General features: G+C 71.4%; 15 protein-coding genes, 3 pseudogenes and 1 riboswitch. Of the genes and pseudogenes, 10 read left to right on the forward strand and 8 right to left on the reverse strand.

Going from position 1 to position 22,438, the window contains the following annotated elements:
- Positions 1–160 precede the first annotated feature (160 nt).
- The gene (locus tag ACFVH0_RS01675; RefSeq protein WP_385817510.1) at positions 161–1,192 is read left to right on the forward strand and encodes a TauD/TfdA family dioxygenase; all 1,032 of its coding nucleotides are present in this window, start codon (positions 161–163) and stop codon (positions 1,190–1,192) included.
- Complete coding sequence (locus ACFVH0_RS01680) at positions 1,143–2,648, forward strand: long-chain fatty acid--CoA ligase (protein ID WP_385817425.1); 1,506 nt, start codon at positions 1,143–1,145, stop codon at positions 2,646–2,648. Before ACFVH0_RS01675 ends, ACFVH0_RS01680 begins: the two co-directional genes overlap by 50 nt.
- Positions 2,649–2,676: 28 nt before the next feature.
- Here the strand turns inward: ACFVH0_RS01680 and ACFVH0_RS01685 are convergent, their stop codons facing one another.
- From ACFVH0_RS01685 to ACFVH0_RS01695, 3 genes and pseudogenes are all read right to left on the reverse strand, one after another.
- Positions 2,677–4,023, reverse strand: a complete 1,347-nt coding sequence (locus ACFVH0_RS01685) for a carboxylesterase/lipase family protein (protein ID WP_385817426.1) — start codon at positions 4,021–4,023, stop codon at positions 2,677–2,679.
- Between the two features lie 117 nt (positions 4,024–4,140).
- Positions 4,141–4,482, reverse strand: coding sequence for a 5'/3'-nucleotidase SurE (locus ACFVH0_RS01690; protein ID WP_385817511.1), 342 nt, complete (start codon positions 4,480–4,482; stop codon positions 4,141–4,143).
- Positions 4,415–4,705 (reverse strand): annotated as a pseudogene (locus ACFVH0_RS01695) (FAD-dependent oxidoreductase); the annotation flags it as partial. The gene ACFVH0_RS01690 and the pseudogene ACFVH0_RS01695, both read right to left, overlap by 68 nt.
- A 382-nt stretch (positions 4,706–5,087) precedes the next feature.
- On the opposite strand from ACFVH0_RS01695, the pseudogene ACFVH0_RS01700 reads away from it, so the two are divergent.
- The 6 genes and pseudogenes from ACFVH0_RS01700 to ACFVH0_RS01725 form a co-directional block, all read left to right on the forward strand.
- A pseudogene (locus tag ACFVH0_RS01700) lies at positions 5,088–5,527 on the forward strand (SDR family oxidoreductase); the annotation flags it as partial.
- The gene (locus ACFVH0_RS01705; RefSeq protein ID WP_385817427.1) at positions 5,487–6,278 is read left to right on the forward strand and encodes an amidohydrolase family protein; all 792 of its coding nucleotides are present in this window, start codon (positions 5,487–5,489) and stop codon (positions 6,276–6,278) included. The pseudogene ACFVH0_RS01700 and the gene ACFVH0_RS01705, both read left to right, overlap by 41 nt.
- A gap of 184 nt (positions 6,279–6,462) precedes the next feature.
- Entirely contained in the window at positions 6,463–7,347 is an 885-nt protein-coding gene (locus ACFVH0_RS01710; RefSeq protein ID WP_385817428.1) for an ABC transporter substrate-binding protein, read from the forward strand.
- Positions 7,348–7,355: 8 nt separating this feature from the next.
- On the forward strand, positions 7,356–8,330 hold the full coding sequence (locus ACFVH0_RS01715) for an amino acid ABC transporter permease (protein ID WP_385817429.1): 975 nt from the start codon (positions 7,356–7,358) through the stop codon (positions 8,328–8,330).
- On the forward strand, positions 8,327–9,100 hold the full coding sequence (locus tag ACFVH0_RS01720; RefSeq protein WP_385817430.1) for an amino acid ABC transporter ATP-binding protein: 774 nt from the start codon (positions 8,327–8,329) through the stop codon (positions 9,098–9,100). Before ACFVH0_RS01715 ends, ACFVH0_RS01720 begins: the two co-directional genes overlap by 4 nt.
- Positions 9,100–10,719 carry an amidohydrolase family protein gene (locus ACFVH0_RS01725; protein WP_385817431.1) on the forward strand — a complete coding sequence of 540 codons (1,620 nt, stop codon included), beginning with the start codon at positions 9,100–9,102 and terminating at the stop codon, positions 10,717–10,719. The genes ACFVH0_RS01720 and ACFVH0_RS01725 overlap by 1 nt, the downstream gene beginning before the upstream one ends.
- A 209-nt stretch (positions 10,720–10,928) precedes the next feature.
- Here ACFVH0_RS01725 and ACFVH0_RS01730 read toward each other — a convergent pair whose 3' ends face one another.
- Positions 10,929–12,077, reverse strand: a complete 1,149-nt coding sequence (locus tag ACFVH0_RS01730) for an NlpC/P60 family protein (RefSeq protein WP_385817432.1) — start codon at positions 12,075–12,077, stop codon at positions 10,929–10,931.
- A 7-nt stretch (positions 12,078–12,084) separates the two neighbouring features.
- Positions 12,085–12,250: riboswitch (cyclic di-AMP (ydaO/yuaA leader) on the reverse strand.
- 246 nt (positions 12,251–12,496) lie between these two features.
- On the opposite strand from ACFVH0_RS01730, the gene pcrA reads away from it, so the two are divergent.
- Positions 12,497–14,980, forward strand: coding sequence for a DNA helicase PcrA (pcrA, locus tag ACFVH0_RS01735; RefSeq protein WP_385817433.1), 2,484 nt, complete (start codon positions 12,497–12,499; stop codon positions 14,978–14,980).
- Between the two features lie 45 nt (positions 14,981–15,025).
- Here pcrA and ACFVH0_RS01740 read toward each other — a convergent pair whose 3' ends face one another.
- Both ACFVH0_RS01740 and ACFVH0_RS01745 read right to left on the reverse strand, forming a co-directional pair.
- Positions 15,026–16,555: a M23 family metallopeptidase gene (locus ACFVH0_RS01740; protein ID WP_385817434.1), complete on the reverse strand. Its 1,530-nt coding sequence runs from the start codon at positions 16,553–16,555 to the stop codon at positions 15,026–15,028.
- 252 nt (positions 16,556–16,807) lie between these two features.
- A complete protein-coding gene (locus ACFVH0_RS01745; protein WP_385817435.1) occupies positions 16,808–17,737 on the reverse strand; it encodes an esterase/lipase family protein in 930 nt (309 codons plus the stop codon).
- A gap of 364 nt (positions 17,738–18,101) precedes the next feature.
- On the opposite strand from ACFVH0_RS01745, the gene ACFVH0_RS01750 reads away from it, so the two are divergent.
- Positions 18,102–18,515, forward strand: coding sequence for a cobalamin B12-binding domain-containing protein (locus ACFVH0_RS01750; protein ID WP_266415302.1), 414 nt, complete (start codon positions 18,102–18,104; stop codon positions 18,513–18,515).
- 318 nt (positions 18,516–18,833) lie between these two features.
- On the opposite strand, the gene ACFVH0_RS01755 is transcribed toward ACFVH0_RS01750, so the two are convergent.
- Entirely contained in the window at positions 18,834–20,429 is a 1,596-nt protein-coding gene (locus ACFVH0_RS01755; RefSeq protein WP_385817436.1) for a DUF5691 domain-containing protein, read from the reverse strand.
- A gap of 477 nt (positions 20,430–20,906) precedes the next feature.
- Positions 20,907–22,283: pseudogene (locus ACFVH0_RS01760) on the reverse strand (SWIM zinc finger family protein); the annotation flags it as partial.
- Positions 22,284–22,438 lie beyond the last annotated feature (155 nt).

A 22,438-nucleotide genomic window follows, 5' to 3' on the forward strand; every position in this document is an offset into this window, starting at 1 on the left:
TTCTCGGCCGGTTGAAAAGGCTCGTTCTCGGATCGAATTCGTGGACGGCATCGGAATTCCAGCGACTGGTGCAACGGTATTCACCGACGAAGAGAGGAGAAGAATCGTGGTGGGCGGGCCAACAGCAGATTTTCTCCGTAGTCCCTGCACCGGTTCTGCCGTGTGGCGGGGTCCGGAGCTGGCGCGCTCCCGTGCCTGGGAGTGGCATCTCGCACCGGCTCAGCTCGACGAGCTCGACAAGGCACTGCAGACGGTACGTGTACGGGGAACCCCGCTGCTGCGGATAACCGCAGACCACTTCCCCCTACCGGCACTCGCTTCACAACTGGCGCGAATGGCCGCTGAGTTGGAGAAAGGCCGGGGGTTCGTCCTGGTCCGCCGCGTCCCGGTCGAGCGCTTCGGCCTCGTGGCGGCCCGCGTCCTTCTCTGGGGCCTGGGCCGGCATCTCGGCATCCCGGTGTCGCAGAACGCGACGGGACACATGCTCGGCCGCATCGGGGCCACGGACGAGATCCGGGCGGCACGGCCGTTCCACACCGACGAGGCCGACACGCTCGCTCTGCTGTGCCTGCGCAATGACGGCGGCGCAGGGCATGCGGCGCTGGCCAGTTCGGCGACGGTCCACAACACCGTGCTGGCGCGTCGGCCCGCGCTCATCGACGGTCTCTATCGCACGCATTTCCTCGACCGCCTCGGAGAGCAGGCTCCGGGGCAGCGCCGCTGCAACGCGGTGCCCCTCGCCCACCGCGACCCGGAGCGGTTCAGCCTGCGTTACGACCGTCACCGGCTGGAGTCGGCACAGCGTTTTCCCGACGTGCCGCGCCTGACCCCCGGCGAACGGGAACTGTTCGACCACATCGACGGGTGGGCGTCCGCCCCGGAACTCCGCCTCGACTTCCCTCTCGCCCCAGGAGATCTGCTGCTGGTCAACAACCACGCGGTCCTGCACTCCCTCACGGCACCGGCGGACACCACCGGGCCCGGACCGCGTTTTGACGCACTCCGGCTGTGGCTCACCCCGCATCGCCCACGCGACCTGCCCCAGGAGTTCTGGGGCGACGCGCACTCCCCCGGCGGCAGCCGCGGCGGCATCGCGCCACGCGATGTGATCACCCCGCAATCCCCGACGACAAGGAAGCCGCATGACCGACCTGTTCGCACTCCTGGCCCGATCCGTCCGGTCCCACGCTGACCGGACGGCCGTGCGACAGGGCATGGCCCTGCTCACGTACTCCCGGCTCGACGACATGACAGCCAGGTTCGCCGCACTTCTGCGCGCCGAAGGGCTGCGGGCGGGCGACCGCGTGGCGGTGGCCCTGCCCAACGTCATCCACTTCCCCGTCGTGTACTACGGCATCCTGCGCGCCGGTGGTGTGGTGGTCCCGATGAATCCACTGCTGAAGTCCGGCGAGATGGCTTTCGTGCTCCAAGACTGCGGTGCGCGTCTGGTGGTGGCCTCTCCTTCCTGCGCGGACGAGGCCGCACCGGCGGCGGCGCAGGCGGGTGCGGAGTGCCTGGTCGCGGATCCGGTGGTGTTCGACGCACTGCTGCGCTCGGTCCCGCCGATGACCGGGGCAGCCCGCTGTAGCGACGACGACACCGCGGTGATTCTTTACACGTCCGGCACCACGGGGACGCCGAAAGGTGCGGAGCTGACGCATCGCAACCTCGTGAGCAACGCGCTGACGACGGCGCGGACGCTGCTGCGGGTGGGGCCGGACGATGTCCTGTTCGGAGGTCTCCCGTTGTTCCACGCTTTCGGGCAGACATGTGCCCTCAACACCGCCATCGCGGCGGGCTGTTGCCTGACCCTGCTGCCCCGCTTCGATGCGGGCGGAGCCCTGGAGACGATGCGTCGGGACGAGGTGACCGTCTTCCTGGGGGTGCCCACGATGTACAGCGCGCTCCTCCAGAACGGCATCGGACAGCAGCCCCTGCCTCGGCTGCGCCTGGCGGTCTCGGGCGGCGCCTCGCTGCCCGTCGAGCTGTTGCACGCCACCGAACGGGAACTGGACGTCACCGTGCTGGAGGGCTACGGCCTCTCGGAGACGTCTCCCGTGGCCTGCTTCAACCCGCCGGACAGGGCCCGCAAGCCCGGCTCCATCGGGGTTCCCGTGCACGGGGTCGAGTTGCGGCTCGTCGCGGACGACGGCTCCCCGGTCGGCCCCGGCGAGGTCGGCGAACTGGTGATCCGGGGCACGAACGTCATGAAGGGGTACTGGAACCGGCCGGACGCCACCGCGCGCGCCTTCCGCGACGGGTGGTTCCACAGCGGTGATCTCGCCCGTGTCGACGAGGACGGCTACTACTTCGTCGTCGACCGCAAGAAGGACCTGGTCATCCGCGGCGGCTACAACGTGTACCCGCGGGAGATCGAGGAGGTCCTGTACCAGCACCCGGAGGTCCTGGAGGCCGCGGTGGTCGGTGTTCCCGACGCCGTGCACGGGGAGGAGATCGCCGCCGTGGTGGTCCTGCGGCCAGGTGCCCGCACGGCGTCGGACGAACTGCGCGACTACGTCAGACAGCGGGTCGCGGCCTACAAGTACCCCCGGATAGTACGGTTCGCCGACGCGCTGCCCAAGGGAGCGACCGGCAAGATCCTCAAGCGGGACATCGTGGTCGCTCCGCCGAAGGCCCTGGACGCCTGACCGTCACGGCTGGTGGGTCCTGGAACCGCTACGGTCTCCGGAGCCGGCCCAGGGGGTCGTGGGCAGTGTGCGGTGTGCGGTTCCAGAGGCGGGTGGCGCGGGAGGCCTGGGTGTAGGGGGGCCAGGTCTCGCCCGGGTCGAGGTCGCTGACGAAGCGGACCCAGGACGTGTGGACCGCGTCGGCCAGTTCCTGGGGCGGGGTGGCGCCGAGGGCCTCGGGGACACCGGGTGCGTCGAGGAGGTCGAAGGCGAAGGGCAGGTCCACGCAGTGGTGTGCGAGCCCCTCGAAGGCGGGGGCGGTGGCCGTCCATTCGAACTGGTAGAGCCAGGTGGGTCGTCGGCGTTCGGCACGGGCCTCGGCAAGGGCGAGGGCGGGGATGCGGAAGAGTTCGTCCGTGAGGGCCTGCCCGAGTCCGGCGGGCTGGACCATGTGGAACTCGTGGGCGGTGAAGCCGAGCATGAGCGGGACCGCGGCTCCGGCGTCGCCCTCCATGAGCGCCTGCGGTACCGGCTCCGGGATCAGCTCCCCGTCGGCGAAGGGGGCGAGGTCGAGCATCGGGAGGCCGTCACGGTCCGGGCCCGGCGCCCGAAGACGGTCCTGGAGGCGGAGGAGTTCGTCGTCGCTCAGGTCGCGCAGGGCGGCGGCGGTGGCCGGCAGGCCGGTACGGGAGGTGAAGAGCGCGGACACGGTCTCGGCGAGGTCCCTGCCCTGCGGCGACATGACGGCGCCCGAAGCCGAGATGGCGGCCCGGAAAAGGCCCTGGGCGGACGGCACGGCAAGCAGGGTCTGGACCGCGCCGCCGCCCGCCGACTGGCCGGCGATCGTCACCTCGGCCGGGTCGCCGCCGAAGGCCGCGATGTTGTCCCGCACCCACTCCAGGGCGGTGATCCAGTCCCGTACACCACGGTTGTCCGGGGCGCCCTCCACGTGCAGGAACCCCTCGATTCCCAGCCGGTAGCCGAGGGACACGAGGACGACCCCGTCCCGGTTGAACGCGGCCCCGTCGTACCAGGGGCTCGCCGCCGAGCCTGCCACGAATCCGCCGCCGTGGATCCATACGAGGACGGGCAGTCCGGATTCCGGATCGGTGTCGGGGGTGAAGACGTTGAGGTTCAGGACGCCCTCGCCCGGAATCGACGGCTCGGGAATCGTCGTCACGTCGGCGAACGGGCGCCGCTGAGCCGTCGGCCCGTACGCCGTGGCGTCCAGCGGCTCCGACCACGGCCCGGGCGGGACGGGCGCGGCGAACCGCAGGTCACCCACCGGTGGCTGGGCGTACGGAATACCGAGGAAGCGGAGGCTGCCGTCGGCGCGGCGCTCGCCGAGCACGGGCCCGCGGTTCGTGGAGACAAGGGGGTCACGGGTGTCGGTCATGAGATGGGGCTCCTGCCGTGGGCGGTTCGGACTCGGGGGCTTCGTGCTCGACGCAGTGGCGCATCTTCCCCAAGGCCCCGGGGCTCGGGGGCTTCGCTCCGTAGGCACGGTCGGCGGTCACCGGAGCGACGGAGATGCGGTGCTGCCCGTACAGGGCCTCCGCGTCGGCATTCCTGACGGTCTCGGTGCGGGGCGCCCGGCCGTTCTTCGCAGAAGCGGAGAACTGACGTCGGTCTCGTCCCCGGTGGAGGAGAGGGCGAGGGCCGTGACGCCCTCGTCGACGGCGGCGATCGCGGCGCCGACGGTGCCGGAGTCCTTGACCTGGGCGTTCACATCGGGACGGGAGTCGATGCCGGTGAGGACAAGGGCGGGAGCGCCGGGCCGACGGGTCGAGGCCGTTGTGCAGGCTGTGGGTGGGGCTGGACCGGCAGAATCCGCCGTTGCGGCCGGAAGCCGCACCGCCGGCCTCGTCTGTCCCGTCGGTCTCGATGAGTACCACGTCGAGCGAGGGGTCGCACTCCCTGGCGACGACGGCGGTCCAGAGGCCCGGGTACTCTCCGCCGACCACGAGGAGGGCGCGGGTGGTGCCCCCGGTCAGGGCGGAGGTGGCCTGCGGCCGGTCGGGGTCGTCCGGCCGGAACGGGGTCGGTTCGGCGTCCCGGAGCGAGGTGAGGTGGTCCATGGGGCGGGCTCCTTGGGATCGCGGAGGTGCGTGCCTTCGGAATACCGTAATGAGACCCGCCCGGAACCGGTAAGGTCAATGGTGTTGACGTAAGCCCACGCGCTCGTTTCCGCAGGTCAGGCCGGTCAGACAGATCCGGAAGGATCCCAGCGGTCGAGGATCTCGTGCGCGATCCGGCCCGCCCCGGGCTCGAAGCGGTGCGCCAGTTCCCGGAAGAGCTCCTCGGCGCGCGGCCGGCCATTCCTCGGGCAGGTGTTCGGCGGGCAGGTGCGGGTCGCGCCGCACCAGGTCGAGCCAGTGGGTGTGGAGCAGGAGCTGCCCGCCGAGGTCGTCGCCGGCCCCGGCGGGCCCGGATCCGCCGCTCCAGCGGACCAGGAAGTCGACCGACTACGCCGCCGCCAAGGCCGGCATCGCCGCGATGGTGCGCACCTGGACGATGGAGCTGGCGCGCGGGCATCACCGCGAACGCCGTCATCCCGGTCGTCGCGACCGCCATGACCAAGACCGTCCCCGCCCTCGCCCCGCACATCGAGACGCTGGAGCAGGACGGCACGGCCTTCCCCGACAGCCTGCGCAAGGGCGAGGGGTTCGGCACCGTCGAGGACGTCGCAGGTCTGGTGACCTTCTCGCCTCGAACGCCTCGGCCGACGTGAACGGCCGGTGCATCGGCATCGGCGACAAACTGTCTCTCTGGTCGCACCCGCAGGAGGTCTCGGTGGCGTACGCCGACGGGGCTGGAGCGCCGACGCGATCGCCGACGCCTGGCCGGTGACCGTGGGCCGTGCCCCGCAGACCTTCGGCATCCCCGCCCCGCGGCTGTGAGGGGAAAAGCCATGCTGACCTCGACGAACTCGTCGCGATCGACGTCCACACCCACGCCGAAGTCTCCGCCCAGGGCGGCACTTCCCTCTCGGCGGAGCTGGACAGCGCCGCCGGCAGCTACTTCAAGCCGGAGCACTGCCACCCCACCCTGCCGGAGATAGCCGCCCACTACCGGGAGCGGAAAATGGCCTGCGTGGTCTTCACGGTGGACGCGGAGTCGGCCACCGGCACGCCGCCGGTGCCGGACGAGGAGATCGCCGAGGCGGCCGCGCAGAACCCGGACGTGATCATCCCGTTCGCCGGCGTCGACCCGCACAAGGGCGGGGCGGCGGTCCGTCAGATCCACCGCATGGTGGAGGAGTTCGGGGTCAGGGGGTTCAAGTCCCACCCCAGCATCCAGGCCTTCCACCCCGACGACAGGCTGGCGTACCCGCTGTACGAGGCCATCGAGGCCGCCCGAGGCGCTCGCCGAGGCCGCGACGATCGTCCGGCAGGCGCCGGCGCATCGCAGGGCCCGGAGGACGAGTCGGCGCGGCTGGGTGCGGAGAACGCACGTCCGGTAAAGGCGGAGAAGGAATGCCGTCCGGAGCGGGAGATCCTGCGCCGGGCGGGTGCGCACCCCTGCCGGGAGATCCGGCTGCTACCGGTGGATCGCATCGGTGCTGCGCACCGCCGGCAGACGAAGAACCTCCCGGTGTCGTACTCGCCGAAGCATTCGGGCTTCTTCCAGACACCAGAGAATGGCACCTGACCAGGGCATTTACCAGTCAGGAGCCCTGCGTGGCGCAGTTCGCAGGGGCGCTCCGCCGACGGCGTGCCGGGGAACCGGACCCGTACGGATTTCGATGGTCAGGCATGAATAGCTTCATCATCTTCCATTCACCGGGGCACGACTGCCAGCATCGGCGCACCGCCACCCCGTGAGGGAGAATCCGATGAATCGTCCCCGTTCTCTGCGCTGTCTGGCAGCCCTGGCCGTGGTGGCTCTCGCGGCCACCGCCTGTGGGCGCTCCGGTCAGGGCGACGCCCCGTCCGGGGCCGCGGCACAGGCCGCCTCCGGCCGGACCGCGGCCGAGCTGCTGCCCGCTCCGTACCGGGAGAAGGGTGTGCTCCGGGTGGCCACCGCGGTCGGCTACCCGCCGATGGAGATGTACGAGCCCGGCACCACCCGGCTCACCGGCGTCGACCCCGATCTGGCCAAGGCCCTCGCCGAGCGGCTCAAGCTGAAGCTGGAACTCACCAACGCCGCCTTCGACGGACTGATCCCCGGTCTGGAGTCCGGGCGGTTCGACCTGGTCATGTCGTCCATGACGGACAGTGCGCAGCGACGCCGGGCGGTCGACTTCGTCGACTACTTCCGCACCGGTGGAGTCATCATGACGAAGCAGGGCAACCCGCAGGGCATCAAGTCCCTCGCGGACCTCTGCGGAAAGACCGTCGTCCTCGCCAAGGGCAGCTCCAACCTCCATATCGGCGAGGAACAGAACGCCAAGTGCCAGGAGAAGATGCGGATCTCGCAGAGCGAGGACGCACCGACCGGGCTGCTGCAACTGGACAGTGGGCGCGCGGTCGCGACCATCGTCGACTATCCCGTCGCCAAGATGTTCATCAAGAAGAGCAGCGCGTACGAGGTCCTGCCCGAGCAGTACGGCACCGCCCCCTGGGGCATCGCGTCCGCGAAGAGCCAGGGCGGGCTGCGCGACGCCGTCCACAAGGCCCTGCAGGAACTCATCGACAACGGCGACTACAAGAAGATCCTCGACACCTGGGGAGTCGGCGGCAGCGCCGTGCCCGAGGCCACCGTCAACGACGGGCAGTGAGAACAGATATGAACCACCAGAAAATACCCGGCTCCGCCCTCGGCCGGGCGCCGGACTGCACCCCCGCCGACGGGACGCCGCAGGAGGACGACCTCTCCCTCCAGGTGACCGGACGCCCGCGTCCCGGACGCTGGCTCGCGGTCCTCGCCGCCACTCTGTTCGCGGTGTGGCTCGCCTACACCGTCATCGTCAATCCCAATCTGCACTGGGACATCGTCGCCGAGTACCAGTTCGACGGCGTGATCCTCAAGGGCCTCGGGGTGACCATTCAGCTCACTCTCGTCTCGATGGCCCTCGGCATCGCCATCGGCGTCGTCGTCGCGGTGATGCAGCTGTCCGACAGCCCCGTCCTGCGGCTCACCGCCGGTGCCTACACCTGGTTCTTCCGGGGCACCCCGCTGCTGGTCCAGCTCATCTTCTGGTTCAACCTGGCCCTGCTGTTCCCCGTGATCAGCATCGGAATCCCGTTCGACGGCCCCAAACTCATCAGCTGGCAGTCCAACCAGGTGATCACCGGTTTCGTGGCCGCGCTCCTCGGTCTCTCCATCAACGAGGGCGCCTACATGGCCGAGATCGTGCGGGCCGGCATTCAGAGCGTGGATCCCGGCCAGCGCGAGGCGGGAGCCTCGATCGGGATGTCGAACCGTCAGATCCTGTCCCGGATCATCCTTCCGCAGGCGATGCGAGTCATCATCCCGCCGTTCGGCAACCAGTTCATCTCCATGCTCAAGACGACCTCGCTGGTCTCGGTCATCGCCGGCGCCGACCTGATGACCGTCTCCCAGCACCTCTATCTCGCCAACTTCGAAGTGGTCGCACTGCTCCTGGTGGCCTCGATCTGGTATCTCGTGCTCACCACGATCGCGAGCATCGGACAGCACGCCGTCGAGCGACGCTACAGCCCCGGTACCGCTCCCGTGCTGCGGAGCAGAATCCTGGCCAATCTTCTGCCCGGACGGGCCAGGAAGGGAGCAGCGGCATGAACGACGTGATCCTCAAAGCCCGCGGGGTCCGCAAGAGGTTCGGTGACACCGAGGTACTGAAGGGCATCGACCTCGACGTCCGCAGCGGTGAGGTGCTCTGTGTCATCGGCCCCTCCGGGTCCGGGAAATCCACACTGCTGCGCTGCTTCAACCACCTCGAACGGATCGACGCGGGGCGGGTGTGGATGGACGGTGAGCTGGTCGGCTACGAACAGCACGGCCCGTCCGGCCGGGTGCTGCGCGAGCGGCGGGCCCGGGACGTGCGGCGCCAGCGCGAGCGGATCGGCATGGTGTTCCAGCGGTTCCACCTGTTCCCGCACCGCACAGCGCTGCAGAACGTGATGGAGGGTCCGGTCGCCGTCAAGGGCCGGACCCGTGCACAGGCCGAGAAGCAGGCCCGCGAGCTGCTGGCCGACGTCGGTCTCGCGGACCGGGCGGACCACTACCCGGGGCAGCTGTCCGGCGGGCAGCAGCAGCGCGTGGCGATCGCCCGCGCACTGGCCATGGAGCCCACCCTCATGCTCTTCGACGAACCCACCTCCGCCCTCGATCCCGAACTCGTCGGCGAGGTGCTCGGCGTCATGCGCGACCTGGCCCGCAGCGGTATGACGATGGTCGTGGTCACCCACGAGATGGGCTTCGCCCGCGAGGTCGCCGACCGGGTCCTCTTCATGGACCGGGGTGCCGTCGTCGAGGCCGGTAGCCCCGACATGCTGTTCACCGCCCCGCGGCACGACCGCACGCGGGCCTTCCTGTCGACGGTGCTGTGATGGGCCGCCCCCTGGATCTGCTGCTGCGCGGCGGCACCCTCGTGGACGGAACCGGCGCACCGGCCCGGGAAGCGGACGTCGCGGTGGTGGACGGGCGGATCGCCGTGCTCCCCGCCGGCGCCCCTGGCTCGGCCGTCGAGACCCTGGACGTGGCCGGGCGGGTCGTCGCCCCCGGCTTCATCGACGTGCACACGCACTCCGACGCCCTCGCCGCGCCCCACGGAGCCGGCGGTACCACGGAGCCGATCGACGACCTCCGTCTCGCTCCGCTGCTCCAGGGCGTCACCACGGAGATCTGCGGCAACTGCGGGACCAGCCTGTTCCCCTCGCTCCCCCGCCGGCTGCCGGAGCTCGCCGAGCATCTCAGGGTGACGTTCGGGCTCGGACCGGTGCGGCCCTCGGTGGACTTCGACGCGTTCGCCACCGGACAGGACCCGGCTCTGCGCCACACCCACATCGCCTCGCTGATCGGCCACGGCACGCTGCGCGCCGGAGTGATGGGCTTCGAGGCCCGGCCGCCGCGGCCCGACGAGCTGGACGCCATGTGCGCGCTGCTCGACCGGTCGCTGGCCCAGGGGGCGGCCGGTCTGTCCACCGGGCTGATCTACCCTCCCGGCACGTACGCCGACACCGAGGAGATCGTCGCGCTGGCCAGGGTCGCCGCCCGTCACGGCAAGCCCTACGTCACCCATCTGCGCGACGAGATGTCACAGGTGGAGTCCGCGCTGGAGGAGGCCCTGGAGATCGCCGTACGCTCCGGCGCCCCGCTGCAGATCTCCCACCACAAGACCGCGGGCCGGCACGCCTGGGGCGCCACACTGCGCACCCTGCCCCGGCTGGAACGAGCCCGCGCCGAAGGCGTGGACGTGCTGTGCGACGTCTATCCGTACACGGCGGGCAGCACCGTCCTGCACGCCATGCTGCCCCCGTGGGCGAGTGAGGGCGGCGTCGGTGCGCTGCTGGAACGGTTGCGCCGGCCCGAGACCCGCGACCGGATCAGGACGGACATCGCTCGGGGCGTCGAGGGGTGGGAGAACACCGTGGGAAACGGCGGCTGGGACCTCATCTCGGTGGCCGCCGCGCGGACGCGGCCCGAGGCCGAGGGGCGCAGCATCGCCGACCTCGCGGCCGAGCGCGGCATCCATCCGGTCGACCTGGCCTGCGATCTCCTGCTGGCCGAGCAGGGCGAAGTGACCATCATCAGCCATTCCATGCGAGAGGACGACGTCCGCCGGGTCATCGCCAGCCCGCTGTCGATGATCGGCTCGGACGGTGTCCCCAAACCCGGTCGGCCGCATCCGCGCTGGGCGGGAAGCTTCGCCCGGGTACTCGGCCGTTACACCCGCGACGAACGACTGCTCCCGCTGGAGAGTGCGGTGCACAAGATGACCGGCCTGCCCGCCGGGCGGTTCGGGCTCACCGGCCGCGGCGTGGTCCGCGACGGGGCCGTCGCCGATCTGGTCGTACTGGACCCGTCGTCGGTGCGCGACACCGCCGACTTCGACCGCCCCCTGCTGGCACCCGAAGGCATCGATACCGTTGTGGTGTCGGGGCGGATCGCGGCGAGAGACGGCCGCCCGACCTCGGCGCGGGCGGGAGAAGTGGTGAGAATCCGATGAGTCTGGCCCAAGTGGCCGCGGCGGCACGGCGCTCGGCTGCGCTGCCGCTCACCCTGGCCGTGGGGCCCCGGCGGCAAGGAAGCGGGGGGCCGCGGGGGGGGGGGGGGGGGGGCTCCCCACCAACAAATACTCAACCCCCCGGCTGTCCACCCCCCCCCCCCGCCCCGCCCCCGCCCCGGTGCAGGGGCGGCGCGACGGGTGGAGGCACGCTACGCCGGGCGCACGCTGCCGTAGATCGGCATGTAGTAGATCGACTCCTCGCGCACGTTCGCGCCGGGCTTCGGCGCGTGGATCATCATCCCGTCGCCCTTGTAGATGCCGACGTGGCTGATGTCGTCGTAGAAGAAGACGAGATCCCCCGGCCGCAGGTCCGCCGTGGCGACCCGGGTGCCGACCTTGACCTGGTCCCACGTGGTGCGCGGGATGCCGACCCCCGCCGCCTTCCAGGCGGCCTGGGTGAGCCCGGAGCAGTCGTACGACGCCGGGCCCGTCGCGCCCCAGACGTACGGCTTGCCGAGCTGGGCCCTGGCGAAGGCGAGGACCTTCTCCGCCTTGGTGGTGGCGCTGCTGTCCGAGCCGGTCCCGCTGCCCGTCCCCGTACCGCTGCCGCCCCCCGACCCCTTCGCGGCCTCCTCGGCCTCGCGGTCCGCCTCGGCCTTCGCGGCGGCCTGCTGCTTCGCCAGCTCCTGCGCCTTGCGCTCGGCCTCCGCCTCCTTCTTGCGCTCGATCGCCGCCAGTCGCGCCTTCTCCTCGGCGGTCAGCTTCGACAGCAGCGTGCGCGCCTCGCCCAGCTTCTTCTGGACGTTCCGCTTGCTGGTGCGCAGCGTGGTCTGCGTCGTCGTCAGCGTCTCCAGGCTCCGCACCGCCTCGGAACGCTTCTTCGCCGCCTTGGCCTGCTGCGTACGGAAGTCCGTGATCGCCTTCTGCTGCCGGCTGGTCATCCGGTCCATCAGCTGGCTCTGGTCGAAGTACGACTGCGGGTCGTCGGCCAGGAAGAACGTCGCGCTCGGCGTGATGGAGCCGCTGCGGTACTGCGCGGCCGCGTAGGTGCCGAGCGTCCTGCGGGCGTCGTTGAGCCTGTCGGCGCGCTTCGCGACGTCGTCCAGCAGGGCGTCGACCTTGGCGCGCTGGGCGGCGGAGGCTTCCTTCGCCTGGTTGTACTGCTGGGTCGCGGTGCCCGCCTGCCGGTAGAGGTCGTCGACCTTCTTCTGTACGTCCTCGACGCGGGGCTTCGGATCGGGCGCGGCCACGGCGCTCTGCGTGGAGAGCAGGGTCACGGACGCCAGGGCCGCAGTGGTGAGCCCGACGGCCGGTGCGGTGGTGCGCACCCGGGTGCGCGGTTTGCGATGCGACGCCAAGGCCGGCATCTCCTTCCGTGGACCGCCTACCGGGTTAGCTGTCGGGTTCGGGCGGAACGGAAGGCTGCCCTACGGTCCGAGTGGGGGATAAGGACCGATTCACCCCGGTACTGCGTGTGGGTCCCCGGTTCCGAACTCCATTGAAGGCAGCCCGGATTCGGCGGGGGCGCCCGCTAGGCGTGGTTCGCCTCAAGGGGGTACGGGCCGCCCGGTCGAGCACGCTAGCCAACCCATGGTGCTGCTGTGAAGGTTGATGTTCGATATGCCCGATACATTTTCGTGACCTTGCCGGAGCGGGGTGCCGCCGACCGGATTCCCTTACGGGGAGTGGGTGACCGCTCTCTTTGTGTGCCGTCGGTCGTGTGCGGTTCGTCATGAGGCCGACGGGTGTCGGTGCGGCGGCCTAGACTCGACAAGCGATGAGCAGCCTCTTTGACGACAGTTTCCTGGCCGGCCTCCAGCACTCGGAGGAAGAGCCCCCGCCGCCCCCCGAGGACTCCGTACCCGAAGCGGTCCCGGAGGACCTCTTCGCGGGCGTGTTCGACGGGCCCCCGCCGCCCAGGGACGCCTATTACCGCGACGGCGCGCACCGCCCCGTCATCGACTCCGCGGCGCTCCTCGACGGGCTGAACACCGAGCAGCGCGCCGCCGTCGTCCACGCGGGCTCCCCGCTGCTCATCGTCGCCGGGGCCGGCTCGGGCAAGACCCGGGTGCTGACCCACCGGATCGCCCACCTGCTCGCGGAGCGCGGGGTGCACCCCGGCCAGATCCTGGCGATCACCTTCACCAACAAGGCCGCGGGCGAGATGAAGGAGCGCGTCGAGCAGCTCGTCGGTCCGCGCGCCAACGCGATGTGGGTCATGACCTTCCACAGCGCGTGCGTACGCATCCTGCGCCGCGAGTCGAAGCGGCTCGGCTTCACCTCGTCGTTCTCGATCTACGACGCCGCCGACTCCAAGCGGCTGATGGCCCTGGTCTGCCGCGACCTCGACCTGGACCCGAAGCGCTTCCCGCCGAAGTCGTTCACCGCCAAGGTCTCCAACCTGAAGAACGAGCTGATCGACGAGGAGACCTTCGCCGGCCAGGCCGCGGACGGCTTCGAGAAGACCCTCGCCCAGGCCTACGCGATGTACCAGTCCCGGCTGCGCGAGGCCAACGCGCTGGACTTCGACGACATCATCATGACGACGGTCCACCTGCTCCAGGCGTTCCCGGACGTCGCCGAGCACTACCGCCGCCGCTTCCGCCACGTCCTGGTCGACGAGTACCAGGACACCAACCACGCCCAGTACACCCTCGTGCGCGAGCTGGTCGGCCCGGCGGGCGAGGGCGACGCCCCGGCCGAGCTGTGCGTCGTGGGTGACGCGGACCAGTCGATCTACGCCTTCCGCGGCGCGACCATCCGCAACATCCTCCAGTTCGAGGAGGACTACCCGAACGCGACCACGATCCTGCTGGAGCAGAACTACCGCTCCACGCAGACGATCCTGTCCGCCGCCAACGCGGTCATCGAGCGCAACGAGAGCCGCCGCCCCAAGAACCTCTGGACCAACGCCGGCACCGGCGCCCGCATCACCGGCTACGTCGCCGACACCGAGCACGACGAGGCGCAGTTCGTCGCCGACGAGATCGACCGGCTCACCGACGCGGGCGACGCCAAGGCCGGTGACGTCGCGATCTTCTACCGTACGAACGCGCAGTCCCGCGTCTTCGAAGAGATCTTCATCCGCGTCGGCCTGCCCTACAAGGTCGTCGGCGGCGTGCGCTTCTACGAGCGCAAGGAGGTCCGGGACATCCTGGCCTACCTGCGCGTCCTGGCCAATCCGGAGGACACCGTCCCGCTGCGCCGCATCCTCAACGTGCCCAAGCGCGGCATCGGCGACCGTGCCGAGGCGATGATCGACGCGCTGTCCCTGCGCGAGAAGATCACCTTCCCGCAGGCGCTGCGCAGGGTCGACGAGGCGTACGGCATGGCGGCCCGGTCGGCCAACGCCGTCAAGCGGTTCAACACCCTGATGGAGGAGCTGCGCACGATCGTCGAATCGGGCGCGGGCCCCGCGGTGGTCCTGGAGGCCGTCCTGGAGCGCACCGGCTACCTCGCCGAACTCCAGGCGTCCACCGACCCGCAGGACGAGACCCGGATCGAGAACCTTCAGGAACTGGCCGCCGTGGCCCTCGAATTCGAGCAGGAGCAGGGCGCGGCCGGTGCGGCGGGCGAGGACGGCGCGGACGCGGCCACCGGCACCGGCGCGGGGACGGGCACGCTCGCGGAGTTCCTGGAGAAGGTCGCGCTCGTCGCCGACTCCGACCAGATCCCCGACGAGGACGAGGACGGCTCCGGCGTCATCACGCTGATGACGCTGCACACCGCGAAGGGCCTCGAATTCCCGGTCGTCTTCCTGACCGGCATGGAGGACGGCGTCTTCCCGCACATGCGGGCGCTGGGACAGGTGAAGGAGCTGGAGGAGGAGCGGCGGCTCGCCTACGTCGGCATCACCCGGGCCCGCGAGCGGCTCTATCTGACCCGGGCGGCGATGCGCAGCGCGTGGGGGCAGCCCTCGTACAACCCGCCGTCGCGGTTCCTGGAGGAGATCCCGGACCAGCACCTGGAGTGGAAGCGGAAGGGGCCGATGGCGGCACCGGCCGGACCGACGTCGGGGATCACCTCGTCGCTGTCCGCCTCGCGTTCGCGCTCCGGCCCCTCGGGCTTCGCGACCCGGCGGACCTCCGACAAGCCGACGATCGCGCTGACCGTCGGGGACCGGGTCACGCACGACCAGTTCGGGCTCGGCACGGTCACGGCCGTCGAGGGCGTCGGCGACCAGGCGAAGGCCACGGTCGACTTCGGTGACGAGCGCCCGAAGAAGCTGCTGCTGCGGTACGCGCCGGTCGAGAAGCTGTAGACGGGGCGAGCGACGGGCGGGGCCGCGGCCCCGCCCGTTTTCGGCTCAGGTCGGGTTGACGCCGTGGCTGCGGAGCCAGGGCAGTGGGTCCACTGCCGCTCCGCCCCCGGGCCGTACCTCGAAGTGCAGGTGCGGACCGGTCGAGTTCCCGGTGTCGCCGGAGTACGCGATGACATCACCGGCCTTGACCGGGCCCGAGCGGATCTTGGTGCCACTGAGGTGGCAGTACCAGGTCTCGGTCCCGTCGGCCATGGTGACGATGGCCATGTTCCCGTAGGCGCTGTTCAGCTGGGTGCGCACGGTGCCGTCGGTCGCGGCCATCACGGGCGTGCCCCCCATGACGGGGAAGTCGATGCCCGTGTGCACGGACATCCAGTTGACGCCCGCCTGGCCGAAGTACGCGCTGAGGCCGTGCTGCTTGACCGGCATGACGAACTTGGGGCGCAGGGCCTCCTTGCGGGCGGCCTCTTCCTCGCGCTTCTTCTTCTCGGCGGCCTGCCGCTCCCGCAGGTCGATGCGCTCCTGGGTGCGGCTGGCGCGGTCGGCGAAGTTCTCCGCGTCGGCGCTGAGGTTGGCGAGCTGGGTGTCCAGCTTGTTGTTGGCCACACCCGCCTTGACGGAGCCGGGGTCGGACGCCGCCATCGTGGTCTTGCTGTCGTCCTTCTTGTCCTCGCCGCCCAGCCCGCCGACGGAGGCGGCGGCGATGCCGGCCACGCTCATCACGCAGGCGGAGGGAATGGCGACGGTGAGGAGCGCGGAACGCTTCGAGGGGGAACGCCGCCGACTGCGGCCTCCGCCACCGCTGCGGGTGGCGGAGCGGCTGAGGGTGCGGTGCGGGCCGGGTGCGGCGTCCGCGATGTCCGCGATATCCATGGCGACCGCGACGCCCGCGTCATGCGCGTCGTCCGCTGTGCCGTCCGTGCCGTCCGTGCCGTCCGCGTCGGCCGCGCCGTCGGTGAGGTAGGGCTCGTAGGGGTCGTAGGAGCCCAGGCCGGTATAGGTCTCGTGAGCTTCGGGAGCCTCGTGTGCCGGCCGCGCCTCGTAGGACACCTGTGCGGTTTCTGCGGTTTGCGCGATTTGCTGATCGTGCTCGGGCGTGGCGCCGGTGTTCCAGGCGGTGGCGTCGTACGCGCCGGAGTCGTACACGGCCGTTTCGCCGGTGGCCCACTGGTCGTTCGTGTGCCAGTTGCCGGTGTCCCACTGGCCCGTGGTGTCCGGGGAGCCGCCCTGTGCCGGGATGCCGGCGAACGTGGCGGTGGTGGTCGCTTCCGTGCCGTAGTCGGCCACGGGCGTCCAGGTGGCCGTGGTCTCGTACGTCTGCGCCGCCTCGTACTGCTGCTGGGGCTGCGTGGCGTACGGGGCGTAGGCGTCGTACGAGGTGGTCGGGTGTGCGCCGGTGTCCCACTGGGTGGAGTCGTACTGACCGCTGTACCCGGACTGCCCGGCGCCGTAGCCGCTGCCGTACGCGCCGTCGTGACCGCCGGGGAGCGATCCGAAGAGCGGGTCGCTGTCGAAGCTGCCGGTCGCCTCACTGTCGTATCCGGCGTACCCGGCGTGGGGGTGCTGGTCGTTCACCAACTTCTCTCTCGCCTCGGCAGCAGGACCTGTGCTCTGGGGTCCGGCGTGGGGGATCCCAGGGGGAGCAGTGGCCGCGACTGTACCCGGCGGTACGTGACGCCGACAATCTTCGGCGGGCATGGGCGGCTCAGGAAACGGGCAATCGGCCGTCTTTCGACGGACTGCTCACACAGCCTTGGCCGTATGTTCGAAACGCGTTCTATTTGTGGGGTCTCCGGAGGCTCTGCCGGTCCGATCGGCCCCGACGATTCACGCGGCTCCTGCCGTTCCGCTCGTCTCGGCCGTCGGTTCGCGGGACTCCAGCGCCTGCCGGACGGCGGCGGCGACGGCCGGATGCACCGGCAGTGCGAGATGGCCGATCCCGGTGACGCGTACGTTCTGCGCGTCGAGATCCGGATGGTCGATACAGGCCGCCTCGGCCGGGACGATCACCCGGTCGAGCTCGCTCCAGAAGCTCACGAACCGGGTGCGGCAGCCGGGCGCGGGCCTGCGCAGCTCCTCGATCGGTGCCGATCCCGTGCGCATCTGGCGCACGATGGGGTGAGCGCTCGCCAGCGGGGCGACAGCCGTGCCCCCATGAGGTGTGCCGAGGGTGACCAGCGTGCGTACCCGCTGGTCACCGCCGAGCCGCTGCACGTAGTAGCGGGCGATCAGACCGCCCAGGCTGTGCCCGACGATGTCGACCTCGCGGTGTCCGGTGCGGGCGCAGATCTCCTCGACATGCCGCGCGAGCAGTTCGGCCGCCGTCCGGATGTCGCAGGTCAGCGGCGAGTAGTTGAGCGACTCCAGATGGCGCCAGCCGTGCCGGGCCAGGGAGCGGCGCAGCAGAACGAAGACCGAACGGTTGTCGATGAAGCCGTGCAACAGGATGACCGGGGGGCGCTCGTCGCCCTCGGGCGGGAGGGCGGGGGCCCCGGCCGGGTCGGTGGCGCCGGGGGGTGCGGTGGCACCGGGGGGTGCGGTGCGCGGGCCGGACGAGTGGGGCGCGGCCCGTCGATCCCCCGTGACGCCGGTGGGCTGTGTGCTGGTCGGATACAGGCCGGTGGGGTACATGAGCACATGCCCGGCGAGCACTGCCAGCTCCAGTGCGGTGGCCTTCAGCAGTGCGGACGGCAGTAGGTCGGCAGGCCACGGGCAGGGCCGGCGCAGCAGCGGGGGAAGAAAAGGCAGGTCCTTCATGGCCGACCTCCTGCTTCGGCAAGCGGGGGAGGCGGCTCCGGCCCCGGATGCCCTCTCGTGGGGTGCCGGCACGGAGGTGCGGTCGACCCGTCGGCCGGCTGGACTGCCCGGCCGAGCGGCCCGTACCACCGTGCCGCGCGGCTGGCGGCGCGGTGGTACGGCGACCCTCGTAGCGGCTCCCCTGGCGGCCGGTCCCGCACGGCAGGTGTGCCGCGTGATTATGGGAACGGCGCCCGGTGAACATGTCCCACGTGTGATTTCCCCCTCCCCGTCCACCGCGAAACGACGGCTTGCGGGATGCTGTAGATAACGTTCGTTCACATCCCCGGCCCTTCAGGCACGGGAGACGCATGTGGAGGCAGTGATGGGTGTGACCGGTCCGATCCGTGTGGTGGTGGCGAAGCCGGGCCTGGACGGCCATGATCGCGGGGCCAAGGTGATCGCCAGGGCGCTGCGCGACGCGGGTATGGAGGTCATCTACACCGGGCTCCACCAGACGCCCGAGCAGATCGTGGACACCGCGATCCAGGAGGATGCCGACGCGATCGGCCTCTCGATCCTCTCCGGTGCGCACAACACGCTCTTCGCCAAGGTGATCGAGCTGTTGAAGGAGCGCGAGGCGGAGGACATCAAGGTCTTCGGCGGCGGCATCATCCCGGAGGCGGACATCGCGCCGCTGAAGGACCAGGGCGTCGCGGAGATCTTCACCCCGGGCGCCACGACGGCGTCGATCGTCGACTGGGTCAACGCGAACGTCCGCCACCCCGCCGAAGCCTGACCCTCTCGCCGGTCATCCGGGCCCTGTCCCCGTCCCGCCCGCACGCCATGTCGCCGGGAGGGGCGGGGCACTGTCCTGGAGGGGCTGGGCACTGTCCGGGAGGGGCTGGGCACTGTCCGGAAGGGGCTGGGCATTGTCCGGGAGGGGCTGGGCACTGTCCTGGAGGGGCGGGGCATTGTCCTGCCCGGCCCTCCGCCCCGCCGTGTCTTGCCGCGGCCTGTTCTGCCGCGCTGCGCCGTCCCTCGTTGCGCTGCCCCGTGCCTGGCCTTGCGCCCTGCCCGGCCCTGCTCCGTCCCGGCTCGTCCGCCGTCGGCTTCGTCAGGCTGCCGGGGCCAGCTCCGCGTCCATCGCCGCGCGCAGCCGCAGCGTGGAGACCAACCGCTGGAAGGCCTCCGACCAGTAGCCGTTCGCGCCCGGTGAGGCGTCCTCCGGTTCGTCCGGGGTGGTGGTGAGGACCTCCAGGCGGTCCGCCTCGGCCGGGTTCAGACAGCGTTCGGCGAGACCCATCACGCCGCTGAAGCTCCAGGGATAGCTGCCCGCGTCCCGGGCGATGTCCAGGGCGTCGACGACCGCGCGGCCCAGCGGCCCGGCCCAGGGGGTCGGGCAGACCCCCAGGAGCTGGAAGGCCTCCGACAGCCCGTGCGCGGCAATGAAGTCGGCCACCCAGCCCGCCCGCTCGGCCGGCGGGAGTATGCCGAGGAGCTTCGACCGCTCGGCGAGCGACGCCGTACCGGGGCCGTTCGACGGAGGTACGGAGGGGGCGCCGAGCAGTGCGCGGGCCCACTCGGGGTCACGCTGCCGCACCGTCGCCCGGCACCATGCCGCGTGCAGTTCCTCGGCCCAGCCGTCCGCGACCGGAAGGCCGACGATCTCCTGCGCGGAGCGGCCGCCGAACCGGGCCGGCCAGGTGGCGAGCGGCGTCGCCTCCACCAACTGGCCGAGCCACCAGGACCGTTCCCCCCGCCCGGACGGCGGCGCCGCCACCACACCGTCCCGCTCCATCGCGGCGTCGCACTCATGCGGTGCCTCCACGGCGACCGAGGCCACGTCGCCGGTGAGGTCCGGGCTCACGCAGGACAGTGCGCGGGACGCCATCCGGCCGGCGAGCGCCGACTCCGGCAGCCCGGAGAGCAGTTCGGCGGCGGTCGAGCGGACATTGCGGCTGCGGTCGGAGAGCGCCTGTTCCAGGAAGGGTTCGTCCACCGCGGACAGCCCGGTGCGCAGCGAGTCCAGAAACATCAGCCGGTCCTCGGCCCGCTCGGTGGTCCAGGTGGTCGCGAGCAGCGCGAGCGCCGCGACGGGATCGTGCGCCCGAACCGCCCCGAGCAGGGCGACCCGCTCGGCGAACAGCCCCTCCTCCCACAGCCGGGTGACCGCTTCCGGCTCCGTCGGGTCGGGCAGCGACGAGCCGCCGGACGAACCGCGCAGCGCGAACTTCCACTCGGGGTTCAGACCCGCCAGCCACAATCCGCGCGGCCCGGCGAAGGTCAGGGCCTGTGGACGGAGATCCGTACGGGCCCTGGCCGCGTCGAGCAGGGCCGGGAGCAGTGCGGCCGGGGCCCGGAAGCCCTGCTGGTTGGCGGTGGCCAGCCACTGCGGGATCAGCTCCGTGAGATCGGGCGCCGTACCCCGTCGGCCGCCCGAGCCGCCCGATGCCGAGCGGTCCGCCAGCAGCTGGGCGAGCCTGCGCCGCGCGGCCGGGGGCAGCGGCGGCCGTTGGTCGACAGGCGCCGGCTCGGGCCGGGCGGCGGGTGCGGCGGGCCGGAGCCCCGCCCTGCGCCGCACGGTGTGGAGCGCCGCCGCGTCCAGCAGCCCGGCAGGGCCGCCGTCTCCCGCCACCGGGCGGCGATCGGTGCCGAGCAGCGCTGTGGTGACGAGCTCCTCCCACGGCGCGGGTGTGACGGTGCGAGGCATCGGTTCCCCTTGCATGGAATCCCCCTTCGAACTTCGGGCCCAACGTCAGACGAGCGGCACAATCCCGGACGCCACCCCGGCCCGGCCGGAGCCGGTACCGCTCCCGGTACCGGCTGCGGTTCCGGTTCCGGTCTGGGACAGGCCGGGGTCGGTATCGCTCCCGGTGCCGGTTGTGGCCCTGGTCCGGGTCCGGCCGGAGCCGGCATCGGCTCCGGCCCGGGTTGCGGCCTCGGCCCCGGTTCCGATCCCGGTTCCGATCTCGGTTCTGGTCCTGGTTCCGGCTGCGGATCCGGTGACGCCCCTGGTTTCGGTTCCGGTTCCGGTCGCGGCTCTGGCAACGGCCCGGGTTCCGGCGACGCCCGTGGTTCCGGCTGCGGCGACGGTTCCGGTGGCGGTTCCGCCCCCGGCCTCGGCTCCGCCCCTGCCCCCGACTCCGCCCCCGGCCTCGGCTCCGCCCCTGACTCCGATCCCGATCCCGGAGCCGTCGTCGGACCCGGTGGACCAGGCCGCGAACGGGTCGAAGCCGCGGTGGCCGCATTCGCCGAAGACCGTGACCGGAGAGCCGCCGGAGAGCGCGACGAGCTTCCACAGTCCGGGCCGGGACAGAGCTGCCGGGGCGATGGGCAGCGCCGCATCGCCCGCCGCGTCCACCAGCTGCCAGCCGTCCCCGGACGGCACGGGTATGACATCGCGCAGGGTCACCGGCCAGGCATCCAGCCAGGGGTCCTCCCGCAGGGCGTCCCCGTAACCGCCGATCGCGGCGGCTGCCGTACCGCCCGGTGGCGGCGTACCGGACGGCGACGGCACACCGAACTGCCGGCCCAGCTCCGCCCGCAGCCGGACGGAGCCCGGATGGGGCGTGATCTCGGCGTCGATCGTGACGCCGACCGGCAGTGTCAGGCCGGGGGAGCGCCCGGCCGCTCCGAAGGAGAGCAACAGTGCCGTGCGGCCCGTCTCCCTCCCGTACAGCCAGATGCGGCGCGCGACGATCTTGCCGTCCGGGGTGTCGTACTGGGCGAGGACCAGCCAGTGGTCACGGACCGGCGGGCCCTCGGCGGCGGCGGTCAGCCCCACCCGGGTACGGACCGTGGCCGCCAGCGGCTCCGGCAACCGGTCGATCCCCAGCCATGCGCTGTCCAGCAGATGCAGCAGCGCGCACTCCTCCAGCAGCCGGGCCGGCCAGCCCGGACCGGACGAGGGTATGGAGCCCAACTCCCGCACCCGTGCCGCCAGTCCGGGTGCCTGTGCATCGACCATGCGGGCCGCCGTCTCCTCCCAGAGCCCGTAACCCGGCTGGTCGGCCGCCGCCAGCCCCCCGCGCAGCAGATCGGCCAGCCGCTCCTCCAGCTCCTGTGCACCGCCGGTGATCCGCTCGGCGCGGCGCTCGGCCCTCCGCCGGGCGGCCTCCGGGTCGGCCGGGCCCGCGGACGGGGCGCCATCCGTCCCGGCACGATTCTCCGCCTGCTCCACCGACCGCTTGCGACGGCCCGCAAGCCACTCACCGGCCCAGTCGGGCACCTCGCCCGCGGGCAGGGTCGATTCGCCCGATGCCCAGACAAGCAGCAGCCCCAGCGCGTGCTTGCACGGGAACTTCCGGCTCGGACAACTGCACTTGTAGGCGGGGCCGGTGATGTCGACCACCGTCAGATACGGCTTGCTCCCGCTCCCCTTGCACTGTCCCCACACCGCACCCGAACCGTCGCACCCGCCGCCCGACCACGGACCCGCCGAACCGAGCTTGCTCCCCGCCCTGCGTGACGCGTCATCGGGAGCGAGGGCCAACACCTGCTCCACCGTCCAGCGCGCCACCGGAGCGGCGGTGCGCAAGGGTTCTCCCCCGTGAGATAGCAGCATGGGAACGACGGTAGAGCGCCCCACTGACAATCGCTCCGACCTGCTGATTCGTCGTCACGCGCGCATTCGGACGCTGCTCGCTCCGCACGGTCCGCGGCCGATTGTCAGTGCCATGGTGCACGGTGGGAACCACATCGGGTCGACCGATCCGGAGG

The organism is Streptomyces sp. NPDC127117, assembly GCF_042677325.1.
Classification (GTDB): Bacteria; Actinomycetota; Actinomycetes; order Streptomycetales; family Streptomycetaceae; genus Streptomyces.

What these genes read in the sequence shown, in the direction of transcription:
- ACFVH0_RS01725 (WP_385817431.1), top strand. Translation starts at nt 9,100, where the DNA reads ATGGGCCGCCCCCTGGATCTGCTGCTGCGCGGCGGCACCCTCGTGGAC.
- ACFVH0_RS01750 (WP_266415302.1), top strand. Translation starts at nt 18,102, where the DNA reads ATGGGTGTGACCGGTCCGATCCGTGTGGTGGTGGCGAAGCCGGGCCTG.
- ACFVH0_RS01720 (WP_385817430.1), top strand. Translation starts at nt 8,327, where the DNA reads ATGAACGACGTGATCCTCAAAGCCCGCGGGGTCCGCAAGAGGTTCGGT.
- ACFVH0_RS01715 (WP_385817429.1), top strand. Translation starts at nt 7,356, where the DNA reads ATGAACCACCAGAAAATACCCGGCTCCGCCCTCGGCCGGGCGCCGGAC.
- ACFVH0_RS01680 (WP_385817425.1), top strand. Translation starts at nt 1,143, where the DNA reads ATGACCGACCTGTTCGCACTCCTGGCCCGATCCGTCCGGTCCCACGCT.
- pcrA (WP_385817433.1), top strand. Translation starts at nt 12,497, where the DNA reads ATGAGCAGCCTCTTTGACGACAGTTTCCTGGCCGGCCTCCAGCACTCG.
- ACFVH0_RS01685 (WP_385817426.1), bottom strand. Translation starts at nt 4,023, where the DNA reads ATGACCGACACCCGTGACCCCCTTGTCTCCACGAACCGCGGGCCCGTG.
- ACFVH0_RS01745 (WP_385817435.1), bottom strand. Translation starts at nt 17,737, where the DNA reads ATGAAGGACCTGCCTTTTCTTCCCCCGCTGCTGCGCCGGCCCTGCCCG.
- ACFVH0_RS01710 (WP_385817428.1), top strand. Translation starts at nt 6,463, where the DNA reads ATGAATCGTCCCCGTTCTCTGCGCTGTCTGGCAGCCCTGGCCGTGGTG.
- ACFVH0_RS01755 (WP_385817436.1), bottom strand. Translation starts at nt 20,429, where the DNA reads ATGCCTCGCACCGTCACACCCGCGCCGTGGGAGGAGCTCGTCACCACA.